The 15978-nt window shown below is 60.0% G+C and carries 11 protein-coding genes; 6 read left to right on the top strand and 5 right to left on the bottom strand.

The genetic code is table 11. The features are described from left to right. The first annotated feature begins 29 nt into the window (after positions 1 to 29). Positions 30 to 3488, top strand: coding sequence for a bifunctional proline dehydrogenase/L-glutamate gamma-semialdehyde dehydrogenase PutA (gene putA, locus ACTZWY_RS15510; protein ID WP_444791615.1), 3459 nt, complete (start codon positions 30 to 32; stop codon positions 3486 to 3488). A gap of 60 nt (positions 3489 to 3548) precedes the next feature. Here putA and ispG read toward each other — a convergent pair whose 3' ends face one another. The 4 genes from ispG to ACTZWY_RS15490 all read right to left on the bottom strand — a co-directional run bounded on the left by ispG (position 3549) and on the right by ACTZWY_RS15490 (position 7973). Continuing rightward, positions 3549 to 4679 (bottom strand): flavodoxin-dependent (E)-4-hydroxy-3-methylbut-2-enyl-diphosphate synthase, encoded by a 1131-nt coding sequence (gene ispG, locus ACTZWY_RS15505; RefSeq protein ID WP_444791614.1) that lies wholly within the window; start codon positions 4677 to 4679, stop codon positions 3549 to 3551. A 106-nt stretch (positions 4680 to 4785) separates the two neighbouring features. Next, entirely contained in the window at positions 4786 to 6015 is a 1230-nt protein-coding gene (locus ACTZWY_RS15500) for a helix-turn-helix domain-containing protein (RefSeq protein WP_444791613.1), read from the bottom strand. A gap of 123 nt (positions 6016 to 6138) precedes the next feature. Further along, entirely contained in the window at positions 6139 to 7362 is a 1224-nt protein-coding gene (gene hemA / locus ACTZWY_RS15495; protein WP_444791612.1) for a 5-aminolevulinate synthase, read from the bottom strand. A 200-nt stretch (positions 7363 to 7562) separates the two neighbouring features. Next, positions 7563 to 7973 carry a hypothetical protein gene (locus ACTZWY_RS15490; RefSeq protein WP_444791611.1) on the bottom strand — a complete coding sequence of 137 codons (411 nt, stop codon included), beginning with the start codon at positions 7971 to 7973 and terminating at the stop codon, positions 7563 to 7565. A 117-nt stretch (positions 7974 to 8090) separates the two neighbouring features. On the opposite strand from ACTZWY_RS15490, the gene ACTZWY_RS15485 reads away from it, so the two are divergent. The 3 genes from ACTZWY_RS15485 (at position 8091) to ACTZWY_RS15475 (ending at position 11865) form a co-directional block, all read left to right on the top strand. Continuing rightward, positions 8091 to 9476 carry a M20/M25/M40 family metallo-hydrolase gene (locus ACTZWY_RS15485; RefSeq protein ID WP_444791610.1) on the top strand — a complete coding sequence of 462 codons (1386 nt, stop codon included), beginning with the start codon at positions 8091 to 8093 and terminating at the stop codon, positions 9474 to 9476. Positions 9477 to 9684: 208 nt separating this feature from the next. After that, a complete protein-coding gene (gene cobS, locus ACTZWY_RS15480) occupies positions 9685 to 10644 on the top strand; it encodes a cobaltochelatase subunit CobS (RefSeq protein ID WP_444791609.1) in 960 nt (319 codons plus the stop codon). A 153-nt stretch (positions 10645 to 10797) separates the two neighbouring features. Continuing rightward, a complete protein-coding gene (locus tag ACTZWY_RS15475) occupies positions 10798 to 11865 on the top strand; it encodes a methyl-accepting chemotaxis protein (protein ID WP_444791608.1) in 1068 nt (355 codons plus the stop codon). A gap of 319 nt (positions 11866 to 12184) precedes the next feature. Here ACTZWY_RS15475 and ACTZWY_RS15470 read toward each other — a convergent pair whose 3' ends face one another. Further along, the gene (locus ACTZWY_RS15470) at positions 12185 to 12772 is read right to left on the bottom strand and encodes an NADPH-dependent FMN reductase (protein ID WP_444791607.1); all 588 of its coding nucleotides are present in this window, start codon (positions 12770 to 12772) and stop codon (positions 12185 to 12187) included. A 257-nt stretch (positions 12773 to 13029) separates the two neighbouring features. Here ACTZWY_RS15470 and ACTZWY_RS15465 point away from each other — a divergent pair, with 257 nt between their 5' ends. Next, positions 13030 to 13950, top strand: coding sequence for a transferrin-binding protein-like solute binding protein (locus ACTZWY_RS15465; protein WP_444791606.1), 921 nt, complete (start codon positions 13030 to 13032; stop codon positions 13948 to 13950). A gap of 90 nt (positions 13951 to 14040) precedes the next feature. Further along, positions 14041 to 15909, top strand: coding sequence for a cobaltochelatase subunit CobT (gene cobT, locus ACTZWY_RS15460; RefSeq protein ID WP_444791605.1), 1869 nt, complete (start codon positions 14041 to 14043; stop codon positions 15907 to 15909). The last annotated feature ends 69 nt before the right edge of the window (positions 15910 to 15978 follow it).

Here is a 15978-nt window from a genome sequence, read left to right as displayed (position 1 = left end):
GGGTCATATTCCCGAAAATGGTGAACCCTATGACAACCCCACAGCGCCCGCCCTTTCAACTTACAGATATGATCTTGCGCAATGAAGCGGAAACTGTGGCGGGCGCGCGCGACCAAGCGGCGCTCGACCTGCCCGCGCGCACCAAAATCAGCGCGGACGCAGCGCGCCTTGTCACTGATATTCGCACGCAGGCCGCACCGGGGTTGATGGAAGTGTTTCTGGCGGAATACGGGCTGTCCACAGATGAAGGGATCGCGCTGATGTGTCTGGCCGAAGCCTTGTTGCGTGTGCCTGACGCGGCCACCATCGACGACCTGATCGAAGACAAGATTGCCCCATCGGATTGGGGCAAGCATCTGGGACGGTCCTCATCCAGTCTGGTCAATGCCTCCACTTGGGCGCTGATGCTGACGGGGCGCGTTCTGGATGATCGCAGCAAAAGCGCGGCGCAAGTTCTACGTGGTGCTGTCAAACGGCTGGGCGAGCCTGTCATCCGCACTGCTGTGGGCCGCGCGATGAAGGAAATGGGCCGCCAGTTCGTGCTGGGCGAAACCATCACCACAGCCATGGCCCGCGCGGCAAAAATGGAAGCGCGCGGGTATAGCTATTCCTATGACATGCTGGGCGAAGCGGCGCGCACCATGGACGATGCGCAGCGCTACCTTGCGGCCTATCGCAGCGCCATTCGCGCCATTGGGGCGGCAGCCACGGGGGCGGATATTCGCGCCAATCCCGGCATTTCCGTGAAGCTGTCGGCACTACACCCCCGCTATGAACTGGCACAGGCCGACCGCGTCATGGCCGAACTGGTGCCGCGCGTGCGCGAACTGGCACGGCTGGCGGCGGCGCTGGGAATGGGCTTCAACATAGACGCCGAGGAACAGGACCGTCTGGCCCTGTCGCTGGATGTGATTGCCGAAGTGCTGCGCGACCCTGCCCTTGAAGGGTGGGACGGGTTCGGCGTGGTGGTGCAGGCTTACGGCCCGCGCGCGGGCGATGTGATTGACTGGTTGCATGACCTGGCCTGCGCGCATAACCGCAAACTGATGGTGCGGCTGGTCAAAGGGGCTTATTGGGACACGGAAATCAAGCGCGCGCAGGTCATGGGGCTGGACGGGTTTCCAGTGCTGACGCAAAAACCTGCGGCCGATGTCAATTTCATCGCCTGTGCGCGTAAATTGCTGGGCATGACCGCGCGCATCTATCCGCAATTTGCCACGCATAACGCGCATACAGTCGCGGCCGTGTTGCATATGGCAAAGGACATGCAGACAAATCCGCAGGAATATGAATTCCAACGCCTGCATGGCATGGGCGAGGCGCTGCATGATCTGGTGCTGACCCGCAACAAGACGCGCTGCCGCATCTATGCCCCGGTAGGCGCGCATAAGGATTTGCTGGCCTATCTGGTGCGGCGATTGCTGGAAAACGGGGCGAATTCGTCCTTTGTGAACCAGATTGTCGATGAAGATGTGCCACCCGAAACCGTGGCCGCCTGCCCTTTTGCAGCGCTGGACGCGCTGCCTGCGGGGCGCAACCCGAAACTGGCGCTGGGGCCGGGGCTGTTTGGCAAGGACCGGCGCAATTCGCGCGGCTGGGATCTGGCATGCCACAGGGATTTGGCCGCCATTGATGACGCGCGCGCCCCCCATCATATGACCCAACTGCGCGCTGGCCCCTTGCTGGCAACACCCCCTACCCCCGACACCGCGCGCGACATGCACAACCCCGCCGATCTGGCTGAACACGTGGGACAGATCGCGCCCGCCAGCGCGCAGGACGTCAACACCGCATTGGGGGCCGCGCGCGCATGGGACGTGGACAGCGCAACGCGTGCGCGGGTGCTGAACCGCGCTGCGGACCTGTATGAAGACCATTTTGGAGCAATCTTTGCCATACTGGCACGCGAGGCTGGCAAAACCCAACTGGATGCCGTAGGCGAATTGCGCGAGGCCGTGGATTTTCTGCGCTATTACGCGCGGCAGGCACAGGGCCTGGTTGCGCCTGCACGCGGGGTGTTTGCCTGCATCAGCCCATGGAATTTCCCGCTGGCCATTTTCACCGGCCAGATTGCCGGGGCGTTGGCGGCGGGGAATGGCGTTCTGGCCAAACCTGCGGAACAAACCCCGCTGATTGCCCATTTCGCCACCACTTTGTTGCATGATGCCGGTGTGCCGCGCGATGTGCTGCAACTGCTGCCAGGGGATGGCGGCACGGTTGGCGCGGCGCTGACATCGGATGCGCGCGTCAGTGGCGTTGCCTTCACCGGGTCCACGGACACAGCCTTGCGGATACGGCGCGCAATGGCCGACAACCTGTCGCCAGACGCGCCCCTGGTCGCGGAAACAGGCGGGTTGAACGCCATGATTGTGGACAGCACCGCGCTTCCCGAACAAGCCGTGCGCGACATTCTGGCGTCTGCGTTTCAGTCCGCAGGCCAACGCTGTTCGGCGCTGCGGTGTCTGTATCTGCAAGAAGATATTGCGGACAGCCTGGAAAATATGCTGTTTGGGGCCATGGACGAATTGCGCCTTGGCGACCCGTGGCACCTGACAACTGATATTGGCCCCGTAATCGACCGCGATGCGCGCGACCAGATTGCGGCCTATATTGCGCAAGCCCGCAGCCAAGGGCGCGTTCTGCACCAGATCAAAGCGCCCGAAGGCGGGTATTTCATTGGGCCGGTTGCGCTGCGCGTTTCCGGCATAGCGGACCTTGCGCGCGAAGTGTTCGGGCCGGTTTTGCATATTGCACGGTTTCGCGCATCGGATCTGGACGGCGTTATCGATGACATCAACGCCCGTGGCTATGGCCTGACCTTCGGGTTGCACACGCGCATTGACGCGCGCGTGCAGCATGTTGTCGAACGGGTGCGCGTGGGCAATACATATGTCAACCGCAACCAGATCGGCGCAGTGGTGGGCAGCCAGCCTTTTGGCGGCGAAGGGCTGTCAGGCACTGGCCCCAAAGCCGGGGGGCCGCAGTACCTGCATCGCTTCACACAAAACCACGCGGGCCATTCCCAGCAACCAGCCCCGTGCCTGTCACGGTCGGTGCTGGAACAGGCGCTGGCAACCCCCGCAAGTGCCACTGCCGCCCATCAACAGGAACTGGAACTGCCCGGTCCGACGGGCGAAACCAACCGTTTGCGCCATGTCCCGCGCGCGCCCGTGCTGTGCCTTGGGCCACAGCCCGCGCAGGCGCAACACCAAGCCGAGATCGTGCGCGCCCTTGGCGGGCAGGCCATGGCGTTGGCCGGAATTCCCGACGGGCTGGACACTATGGATGGGTTTTCAGCTGTGGTTTTCTGGGGGCCAAAGGACCAGGCGCAGCACATCGCGCGCATACTTGCCCAACGTGACGGGCCCATCGTGCCCCTGATTACCGGCATGCCGGATGCGGGCCATGTGCTGCTGGAACGTCATCTATGCGTGGACACCACAGCGTCGGGTGGCAATGCGCAATTGCTGGCAGAGGTGGGCAGCTAAGATTGTTTCGCGCCACGCCGGTCACGCGTGGTTCAACCTGTGTGCAGGCATGGTGCGGATTTATTGCGCCGCTTGGTCGCTGGCCTTCAGGGCCTCAATCTCGGCGGCGCGGCGTTCGACCTGTTCGACAATATGTTCAATCATGTCGGCATTTGACAGTTTGTGGCTTTGCTTGCCCGCCAGATAGACCATGCCCGACCCTGCGCCCCCCCCGGTAAAACCGATATCGGTCATCAGCGCCTCACCGGGGCCATTGACAACACAGCCGATGATCGACAGGCTCATGGGGGTTTTGATATGGGCCAGCCTGTCTTCCAGCGCGCTGACGGTCTTGATAACGTCAAAGCCCTGACGCGCGCAGGATGGGCAGGAAATAATGCTGACCCCGCGATGACGCAGCCCCAGCGATTTCAGGATTTCATAGCCGATCTTCACTTCTTCCACCGGGTCCGCAGACAGGGACACGCGAATGGTATCGCCAATCCCCATCCACAACAAATTGCCCAACCCGATGGCGGATTTCACAGTGCCCGAAATCATACCGCCCGCTTCGGTAATGCCCAGATGGATGGGCGCGTCGGTGGCCTCGGCCAGCCCCATATAGGCCGCAGAGGCCATGAACACATCAGACGCTTTCACACTGATCTTGAAATTATGGAAATCATTGTCCTGAAGAATGCGGATATGTTCCAGCCCGCTTTCAATCATGGCATCAGGGCAGGGTTCGCCGTATTTTTCCAGCAAATGCCGTTCCAGTGACCCGGCATTCACGCCAATGCGGATGGAACAATCATGATCGCGGGCGGCCTTGATCACTTCGCGCACGCGGGCCGCGTCGCCAATATTGCCGGGGTTGATGCGCAGGCAGGCCGCGCCCGCTTCGGCAGCTTCGATCCCGCGTTTGTAGTGAAAATGAATATCCGCCACGATGGGCACAGGGCTTTCGCGCACCACTTCGCGCAGGGCGCGGCTGGCGTCCGTGTCGGGCACGGACACGCGCACAATATCGGCGCCCGCTTCGGCACAGGCCAGAACCTGCTTGATGGTCGCGCGCGCATCGCTGGAATCAGTGTTGGTCATGGTTTGCACGCTGATGGGGGCACCACCGCCCACAGGCACATTGCCCACCATGATCTGGCGCGACTTGCGCCGTTCGATGTTGCGCCATGGGCGAATATGGTTGTGATCCATGCGAAGACCGCCCTTTGTCAAGAAAACACTTGGGGATAGATAAACCACATGACTGCGCGCGGCAACCTGCCGTTACCGCGCGCAGTCGAATTGCGAAACCGCAAGGTCACGGTGCGATTTGCGCGAAATCAATGAAATTCATCAGATCGCTGTCGCCTGTCAGGTCGGCCACATCAAAGCGTTCCGACACGGCATCCGGGGACAGCCGCACCTGATCAACAACTTGTGCACCCGGTGCCGTGGGGCCAAAAGGCTGCCCATCCACAAGCATATAGACGGACCCGGAATTTCCGGCGCGCAGGATCGGGGGTTCTTCAGATTGGGGCACGATGTAGCGTTCGCCCGCATCAAGAATACGCTCGAACAACACAGTGCCATCCGCCGCACGCACACGCACCCAGCTGGGCCGAACGGCCAGAATTTCAACTTGTGGCGGCCCGTCACCTGTCACGCGCACGCCGGCTGTTTCCGGCGTATCGGGTTGGGCAATAATACCCCCCGACGCATCAGCCAACGCGCGTTCGATCGCGCTGCGTGTCAGGTCTTCGCGCTCTGCCGCCGGCGTCGCGGCGTCACGCGGGTTGATGGCCGCAATCGGGCCATCACGCGACACCATGACTGGTGCGTCCAGCGCTTCGGGGCGGTAGGCGCGCACAACACCTTGCGCATTCGCGGTGATCGTGTCCTGATTGCCAATGCGCAAATCATCAGCGCCGCTCTCAGAGACACGCGGGGCGGCACCTGACATGACAGGGTCGAGATCGGCCATCACCTCGGGCGGTTGATCGGCCGGAACAAGGTTCACGCGCTGCACTTCTTTCAGCACGGTCCAGCCGCCATATCCAAGACCCACAATCAGGGCCAGCAGAACGGTAATCGACCCCAAAGCCGCCATGTCCAGCCTGCGCCAGAACGGTTCGGGTTCCGCGGCCAGCCGGGTGCGCGACAGCATCCCCAATTGGAAATCGCGGTTAACCGGCACATCTGGCCGCTTGGGCGCAAGCGCTTTTTGCAAGTCAGGGCTGATGGAAAAATTGGTTTCGGCGCAGAATTTCGCATAGCACCAATCCGGGTCCATGCCCAGATAGCGCGCATAGGACCGCACATACCCCGCGACAAAACTTGTGGCCTCAAAGGCGGACAAATCCCCCGCTTCGATGGCCGATATATATGTTGCCCTGATGTGCAATTCCCGCTGCACATCCAACAACGATTTGCCCATGGTGGCGCGTTCGCCACGCATCAGGTCACCCAGTCGCACCTCGAAATCGTCAAAGCCCACAGCACCAGTCTGTGTTTCAGCCTCTGCCTCGGGTTTGCTGCCAAACCACTTCATTCCCGCCCCTTAACACAGATATTGTTGCTCAAATAACACTCTCTCGACATGGATTTCTTTCGATCCATTGACGAATGGTTACAGTATACGGGTTTTCACGTCGAATTGAAGCGTTAAGATTTATCAGGCAGAGATTTCGGCACGATTTAGCGCACAATGCGCCCAAAGCCCGTCCATCGCACGAACAAGGTCATCAATCATGCGCGGCTTATGCACCGGTGACGGCGTGAAGCGCAGGCGCTCGGTGCCGCGCGGCACCGTCGGAAAGTTGATGGGCTGGACGTAAATTCCGTTTTGTTCCAGCAACATATCCGAAATCGCCTTGCAATGGACAGGGTGGCCCACATGCACGGGCACAATATGGCTGCCATGATCAATGATCGGCAGGCCAAGCCCGCGCAGGCGCATTTTCAGAATGCGTGCGTTTTCCTGTTGCTTGTCGCGCAAATATTGGGCTGTTTTCAGATATTCAACCGAAGCGACCGCACCAGCCGCCACGGCGGGGGGAATGGACGTTGTGAAAATGAAACCCGGCGCATAGGACCGCACGGCGTCACACATCTTGGCAGATGCCGCGATATAGCCGCCCATCACGCCATAGGCCTTGGCCAATGTGCCGTTGATAATGTCGATCCGGTCCATCAACCCGTCGCGTTCGCACACACCGGCACCACGCGGGCCATACATGCCAACGGCGTGCACTTCGTCAATATAGGTCAGCGCGCCGAATTCATCGGCAAGATCGCAGATTTCCTTGATGGGGCCAAAATCCCCGTCCATGGAATAGATGGATTCGAAGGCAATCAGCTTGGGCGCGGCAGGATCATCCGCTGCCAGCAATTCACGCAGATGCGCGACATCATTATGGCGGAAAATACGCTTCGCACCGCCATTGCGACGCACCCCTTCAATCATGGACGCATGATTCAGGGCGTCAGAATAGATGATCAGGCCCGGAAACAGCTTCGGCAAGGTCGAAAGCGTGGCATCATTGGCAATATAGGCAGAGGTAAAGACAAGCGCCGCTTCCTTGCCGTGCAGATCAGCAAGCGAGGCTTCCAGCCGTTTGTGATACACTGTCGTGCCGGAAATATTGCGCGTGCCCCCCGACCCCGCGCCGGTCGCGTCCAGCGCTTCATGCATGGCCTGCAACACAACAGGGTTCTGGCCCATGCCCAGATAATCATTGCCACACCAGACAACGATTTCCTGTTGTTCACCGTCCGGACGGGTCCACATGGCATGCGGAAACTGGCCCTGACGGCGTTCGATATCGATGAAGGTCCGGTAGCGGCCTTCGTCATGAAGCCTTTGAATGGCGGTATCGAGCGCGGCGTTATAATTCAAGACCCTCTCCCTCGCGGCTGCTGGGTACATATTCATCTATAGCGATCCGTTGTCAGTGTCCAACACTGCCGAAAGGACCGAACCGCCCCATTGATAGGCCAGGGGCGCGGTATTGCCTTTGACCTAAATCAAACATGCGATTAGAACAAATCAAAATTGAAGCGACCTATTGTCGCGAAAAGGTTGCTGGTGCCTGCCCCTCAGCGCGGCGCGATTTCAAGCACAACCTCGCAGGCGCGGCCACCGCTGCGCAGCGTGTTGCATTCCGCAACAGCCGCCGCTTTTGCGCCGTCCATATCGGGCAATTCCGACAACGCCACCGCAGAGGGGGCAGGCATGCCGTCACGAATAAACCCGTCAGCAGGCGCAACCGCCAAGGCCCCGAAGCCCCCCGCGCCCTCGGGCAGGAACAACGCAAGCGCGTCTTCGTTCTGGCCGACAAGGCGCAAAACGGTCAGTTCCTCATCCGTCAGGAAATCATGCAAATGAAGGGTGATGCGCGACTCGCCCAGTTCAAAATGCTCTGACGTGGCAGGGTCAGCCACAGCCATTGACCCCGAAATGGCGATGGCCGCTGCAGTAGACAGACCAAAGATGTTGCAGAATTTCATGTCGTCTTCCATCCGAATCAATCATGGTGTTCGGGACCGTTATAAACGCTGATACGGGGCTGGACAGCCCGACATGCTTTGATAGGCTGCCGCAGACCTGAAATCCGGAGAAGCAAGATGACACCTGACCTGAACAGCGTTCTGGACCATATTGACCAGGATTTGCCCAACGCCCTTGAACGGCTGCAGGATTTGCTGCGCATCCCGTCCATTTCCACCGACCCCGCCTTCGCGCCGGATGTGGACCGCGCCGCGCAATGGCTGGTTAATGACCTGAACACGCTTGGCTTTTCTGCCCGCAAGGATGACACGCCGGGCCACCCTATGGTTGTGGCGACAGGGGGCGCGCCCGACGCGCCGCATTTGCTGTTTTACGGGCATTATGACGTGCAACCCGTGGACCCGCTGGAGCTGTGGGACCACGACCCGTTTGCGCCCTTGATCGAAGACACCCCCAACGGAAAAGTGATCCGCGCGCGCGGCGCGTCTGACGACAAGGGCCAGTTGATGACCTTCGTTGAGGCGTGCCGGGCATGGCTGGCGGTGCATGGAACCCTTCCGGTGAAACTGACCTTCTGCATGGAAGGCGAAGAAGAAAGCGGCTCGCCGTCGCTTGTGCCCTATCTGCAGGCAAACCGCGACGCGCTGCGCGCCGATCTGGCGCTGATATGCGACACGGGGCTTTTTGATGCGCAAACGCCCGCTGTCACCACCATGTTGCGCGGCCTGCTGGGCGAGGAAATCATCATCCATGGCCCGACCCGCGACCTGCATTCAGGTTCCTTCGGGGGGGCGGCCATGAACCCCGCCCGCGTTCTGGCGCGCATTCTGGCGGAATTGCATGATGATCAGGGCCGCGTAACAGTGCCCGGTTTCTACGATGATGTGCCCGATCTGCCCGACGATTTGCGCGCGCAATGGGACGGGCTGGGCTTTGACCCTGACGCATTTCTGGGGTCGGTGGGGCTGAAACACCCCGCTGGCGAAGCCGGGCGCAGCGTGCTGGAAATGATCTGGTCGCGTCCGACATGCGAAATCAACGGGATGACGGCGGGTTACACTGGCGCCGGGTTCAAAACGGTCCTGCCCGCGCAGGCCTCCGCCAAGGTCAGCTTCCGGCTGGTAGGCCAGCAAGACCCCCATAAATTGCGCGCCGCGTTCCGCGATTTCGTGCGCGCCCGCATTCCCGCCGATTGCCGCGTGGAATTTCTGGACCATGGCGCGTCGCCCGCATCGGTCATGGCAACGGACCACCCGGCATTCGAAGCGGCGCGCGCAGCCCTTAGCGATGAGTGGCCGCGCCCGGCGGCATTCGTCGGTGCAGGCGGGTCAATTCCCATTGCGGGATATTTCAAATCCATCCTTGGCATGGATTCCATGTTGATAGGCTTTGCCAAGAATGACGACCAGATCCATTCCCCGAATGAAAAATATGATCTGGACAGCTTTCATCGCGGAATCAGATCATGGGCGCGTATTCTTGACGCAGTGTCCAAGGTCTGACGCAGGGCATATGACCTGCTGGGCAGACGCCACACCAGGCCCGCGCACCCGGTGCGCGGGCAGATGCATAAAAAGGCGCGACAACAGAACTGGCGCTGCCCCCTTCCCCTTGCACCTGCGCGGGATATGTTCCACAGACTAGGCAATCGCGCGCTTCTTGCGCATCAGACGACACTTTCAGGCGGGAAATGACACTATGACGGCACCAATGAAACCGACCGAAGAAATCCATGTGCGCGATGTGTTCGGCATTGACAGCGACATGACGGTCAAGGGCTTTGCCGAAGCGACAGACCGCGTTCCCGCATTGGACCCGACCTATAAATTCGACCCTGACACGACATTGGCCATACTTGCCGGTTTCGCCTATAATCGGCGCGTCATGGTTCAGGGCTATCATGGGACGGGCAAATCCACCCATATTGAACAAATCGCGGCGCGGTTGAACTGGCCATCCGTGCGGGTGAACCTTGACAGCCATATCAGCCGGATCGACCTTATCGGCAAGGACGCCATCAAGCTGAAGGACGGCGTGCAGGTCACCGAATTTCAGGAAGGCATTCTGCCTTGGGCGCTGCGCAATCCGGTTGCGATTGTGTTTGATGAATATGACGCAGGCCGCCCCGATGTGATGTTTGTTATCCAGCGTGTTCTGGAACATGACGGCAAGCTGACGCTGCTGGACCAGAATGAAATCATCACCCCGCATCCCAGTTTCCGGCTGTTTGCAACGGCCAATACTGTGGGTCTGGGCGACACGACGGGCCTGTATCACGGGGTTCAGCAAATCAACCAGGCGCAGATGGACCGCTGGTCACTGGTGGCAACGCTGAACTATCTGTCCCATGATGCCGAAGCCGCCATCGTCCTGGCCAAGAACCCGGCCTATAACACCGCCAAGGGGCGGCAGGAAATCAGCCAGATGGTGACTGTGGCCGACCTGACGCGGACTGCGTTTATGAATGGCGATCTGTCCACGGTCATGTCCCCGCGCACCGTCATCAACTGGGCGGAAAACGCGCGTATTTTCCGGTCCATCGGCTATGCGTTCCGCCTGTCCTTCCTGAACAAATGCGACGAGTTGGAGCGCCAGACAGTGGCCGAATTCTATCAGCGTTGCTTTGACGAGGAACTGCCGGAATCTGCGGTCAGCATGGCCCTTGGCTAAGCACGAAACGCCGCGCGCCCTGACCCAAATGCCCTGCAACCCGAATATGGCGTTGCAGGGCATTTTGTTCGGTGGGTGCAATAAAAATTTACCTTTCGCCCTTATGGTGCCTTGAAGCGCCCCAATTCAGGCCCCCACCACAAGGGACGACAGGTGAAAGATATTGCACAGACACAAACGCCCGTGGGCCAGCGCATTTCGCTGGAAACGATTTCGGCACAAAGCAATGAAGCCACGCGCTATGCCAGCAAAAGTATTGCCAGCATAAGCAAGATTACTGTCCAGATGAAAATGCTGGCAATCAACGCCAAAATCGAAGCAGCACGCGCCGGTCAGGTTGGGCGCGGGTTTGGTGTTGTCGCGGATGAAGTGAGCGCTGTGGGCACGGAAATCAACGCCATCGCTCAGGATATTCAAGCCCAGTTGCACCGCCGATTGTCCGACCTGACGGCAATGGTGGCTGCAATGGAACGCGAAAGCACCGGCGAAAGGCTGGTTGATCTGGCTTTCACCGCCGTCGATACCATTGACCGCAATCTGTATGAACGCACCTGCGATGTTCGCTGGTGGGCGACCGATGCGGCCTTTGTGTCGGCGCTGGCCGATACTGACCAGCGCAGTCTGGACAGGGCGACCAGGCGTCTGGGTATCATTTTGGACGCATATAATATTTATCTGGATTTATGGATTGTAGACCGCAACGGGCGCATTCTGGCCAATGCACGGCCAAGGGAATTCGATGTCATAAACAAATCAATCGGGGACCTGCCGTGGTTCGGCACAACGCTTGCACAACGCTCAGGCGATGAATTCACCGCTGGCGAAGTCGTGCGCTCTGCCTATCTTGGCGACCGGCAAACCATCTCCTACGCCTGTACCATCCGTGAAAATGGCGACAAGAACGGGCGGGTCTTGGGGGTTATGGCAACCAGTTTCGACTGGGAAGCGCAAGCGCGCGCGATTGTGGGCGCGTTGCGGATGGATGACAGCATGGCCAGACGCAACACCCGCGCTTTGCTGGTCGACCGCCACGCGCGGGTGATCGCATCATCAGACGGGACGGGTTTCCTGTCAGAGAAAGTCGTCATCCCCGACGGGATGGACCCCAAATCAGGCTATTTCGTCGCGAATAACAAGCTTGTATGTTACCATACTACCGAAGGTTTCGAAACATATCGCGGGCTTGGCTGGAAAGGGGTTGTCATTCAGGACATTGCCTGACGCCATACCCCTGTCATGGCGGGTATATGCACATTTTGCGGTCAGACCCCGCTATAGCACGCCATTGGTGCGGCTGGGCCATTCCAACTGCAAAACTATCCAACCCTTTAAGGCGGGCAGCAGGTGCCCCGCGCAACCGAACACATATCTACAATCTGTAGCGATCACGTGGGAACTGGCTTGGCACATAAAAACACGCGACCCACAAAGGGTCAGGGTGGGTCGCGGCAACGTCAATGAACGCGGGCACAGCGTGGTGCCTTCACAAATGTCGGGGCGCGCGGGAATCACATATCGCACTCCTGCGCCCTGACAAGGTTTAACCGCGTGCCGCCATGGTTGCGCGGGTCCACCAGTCCAGCTCATCCAGCATCGCATCAGCGGAGCCGCCAATCGACCCTTCAATGTCTGACATCGGTTTGGACTGGCCGCCCAGCGGGTGCACCGCGAAGAAGTCACCGCCACCGATATGCACTGCCGAACGGGTTGACGCCATCTGCAATTCAATCCCGATGGTGCGCAAATGTTCCGCCGCGCGTGTGCCGCCCACAGACCCGTAGCTGACAATCCCGAATGCCTTGCGGTTCCATTCGACATAGGCTTGGTCCAGCGCGTTTTTCAGCGCCCCGGTGATGGACCTGTTATATTCCGGCGTCACGAAAATGAAGCCGTCGAACTGGCCAATTTTTTCTTGCCACGCTTTGGCTTTGGTGTCTTCGGACGGCATCCACGCATTGGACGCCACTTCGTTAAACAACGGCAGGTCAAAATCCTTCAGGTCCAGATATTCGACATCCCACCCGGCGCGCGCCTGTGCGCGTTCAAGGATCCATTTTGCGGGTGTTTCGCCAAAACGGGAATCACGGGTGCTGCCCAGGATCACGGCAATACGAGGAGTTGCAGACATAATGCGCCTTTTCAAGTTGGTTATAGGTTACACCACCCCACATAACCATCCACACCGCGTTGCAAACACGGAGTTTTGCACAGCATCTGTGCGATAATGTTCAGCGCCAAACTGTCCTGAAAAAAGTGCCGGATTGCAGCACCGATTGTTTCCAAATTTTCATCACTGCGCCAAGTTGACCGCTATTTACCCCAATTTTGGACATATTCCTCGGGCATTCACACATTAAGTATTTATTAACCACGAGGGCAAAGGCCATGTCGCGCGCAGTCATTATTTCATGTTTTGCACTTACGCTTATCGCTGCGTGCAGTAACGAAGGGGCCACCGGATTTGGCAATCCGCCCACGCACCAAACCACCGCGTCGACAAGCGCCGCCCCGCCCAACACATTGCCCCAATCCGGCCAAGGCAATTCCGGCGGCGTGCTGGCCCGCAACGGGCAAGACCCCGCTGCGGGGCTGGAAGCGACGATGGCCTATAACACCTTGGACATCGGCGCCCGCGTGGATTTTCACAATGGTCCCCTTGTGGGGGTCAGCGTGGTGTGCGACCGCGCCGGTGGCGGCGCGGTGGTGCCGGAATGCGCGGTCGCCAACGCCAAAAGCGCGTATCTGGTCAATGAATTGCGCGCGGTGCATTCCTATGCGGGGGCATTCGCGGTGAACGGCTACGGACCGGACCAGGATAAGGACGGGTTTGCAGCCCTGCATTCCGGGCCAGGTTCTTCCGACCGGGTGCACCTGCCCGGATCATCCGCGACATATACCGGACAGTTCCAGTCAGGCGCCAGCATCACCGCCGACGGCACCAGATATGCCGGGCGCGCATCAGGCATCACACAACTGGATGTGGATTTTGCGGCAGGCCAGTTATCCGGGCAATTCAACGGCACCTTGCGCGATGACGCAAGCGGCCAGTCCACAGCGCTAACCGCCGGCTTCCAGAATGCCGCCATCGACCCTAATGCGCGGTTTTTCAACACCGTCGATACGACCTTCGACTATGGTGGACAACAAGCCTGGGGCGAGTTGGACGGCGCATTTTACGGACCAAATGCCGAAGAAGCCGCCGGAACATTCGGCTTTGGCAATACCCTTGGCGGCATGAGCGGTGTGATGATTGGTTGTTCGGAATATACCGGGACAAATTGCATCGCCCCCAGCCCCAGATTTTGACCCATCTTTTGACGGGCCCAACGCTTTCTTTTCCGCGTGCTCTGGTCTATCTCTTGGCAAGGACCCCAAAAACCAAGAGCACGCCGCCGCATGACCCGCACCGACAACCCTGCCGACCCGTTCAAGAAGGCGCTGTCTGACGCGACACGCACGATGGCGGATGCCCGTGATATGACCGTGACCTATTCGGTGGACCCGCCCGGCGTCAGTGGTGATACCATGCGCCTGCCGCAGGTCACGCGCCGCATGACCCGCGACGAAGTGCTTCTGGCGCGCGGCACCGCCGATACGCTGGCCTTGCGCCTGCGTTTCCACGATGACGCCACCCATACCCGTTACCTGCCACAAGGGCAGATGGCGCGCGACCTGTATCAGGCCATGGAAGATGCCCGCTGCGAAGCAGTCGGCGCGCGCCACATGCCCGGCACCGCGAAGAATATTGACGCGCGTATTTCCCATGACGCCACCCGCAAAGGCTATGCCCAGATCCGCGACCGGCAGGATGCGCCGCTGCCGGTTGCGGCCAGCTACATGATTCGCGAACTGGCGACAGGCCGCACCCTGCCCCAAGGGGCCGATAATGTGCTGAACCTGTGGCGCGATTTCATCACCGACCGTGCAGGCGGCACGCTGGACGGGCTGGAACAGGTGCTGGCCGATCAGACCGCCTTCGCCCGGTTCGCCCGCAAGATGATCGAGGATCTGGGCTATGGCGACCAGCTGGGCGATGACCCCGACGATACCGGCGATCAGGACGACAGCACCGACACCGAGGCCGAGGACCAGCCAGAAGAACAGGACACCCCCGACAGCACCGGACAGGACGAACAATCCGATCAGGACAGCGACGACGACAGCCCCGCGCAAGACAGCGCGCAGGCGGATGCGGCCCTTGATCAGGACGCCAGCGACGAAATGTCCGACGAGGCCGAAATGCCCGAAGGCGAAGCGCCGCTGGAGCCGCCACCACCCCCCCCCCATTCAGAAGCAAATGCCGAATACAAGGTGTTCAGCACCGCCTTTGACGAAGAAATCCGTGCCGAGGATCTGGCCGACCCTGCGGAACTGGAACGCCTGCGCGCCTATCTGGACCAGCAACTTGATCCGCTGAAAGGGGCTGTGTCACGGCTGGCCAATAAGCTGCAGCGCCGCCTGCAGGCGCAACAAAACCGGTCCTGGCTGTTCGATCTGGAAGAAGGCATCCTTGATGCGGGCCGTTTGGCGCGGGTGGTCGCCAACCCCACCACGCCGCTGTCCTTCAAGCAGGAAAAAGACACCGAATTCCGCGACACGGTGGTGACGCTGTTGCTGGACAATTCAGGGTCCATGCGCGGGCGTCCCATTTCCATTGCCGCCATTTGCGCCGATGTTCTGGCCCGCACGCTGGAACGTTGCAACGTCAAGGTCGAAATTCTGGGCTTCACCACCCGCGCCTGGAAGGGCGGGCAGTCGCGCGAACGCTGGCTGGGCGAAGGGCGCAGCGCGCAACCCGGCCGCCTGAACGACCTGCGCCACATCATCTACAAACAGGCCGATGCGCCGTGGCGGCGGGTGCGCCCCAATCTGGGCCTGATGATGAAAGAAGGGTTGCTGAAGGAAAATATCGACGGCGAAGCGCTGGAATGGGCGCACAGGCGCATGCTGGCAAGGCCCGAAGCGCGCAAAATCCTGATGGTCATATCCGACGGGGCACCGGTAGACGATTCCACCCTGTCGGTGAATGCGGCCAACTATCTGGAACGGCACCTGCGCGATGTCATTGCACTGGTTGAACGCCGCCGCGCCGTGGAATTGCTGGCAATCGGGATCGGGCATGATGTGACACGCTACTACCAGCGCGCGGTTACAATTACCGATGTTGAACAACTTGCGGGCGCGATGACCGAACAACTTGCCGCGCTATTCGACAAGGACCCGCGCGCAAGGGCCAGATTTGGCGGGATAAAGCGCGCCATGTAGCGCGCCACCACCCCGAAACAGCGCTACCCGCCGATGGCATATCCTGCGCCGCGGACAGTGCGGATGGGC

The organism is Roseinatronobacter sp. NSM (assembly GCF_052379845.1).
Classification (GTDB): domain Bacteria; phylum Pseudomonadota; class Alphaproteobacteria; order Rhodobacterales; family Rhodobacteraceae; genus Roseinatronobacter.
The sequence above is the reverse complement of the archived record's forward strand: the minus strand, read 5'-3'. Positions and strand labels throughout refer to the sequence as shown.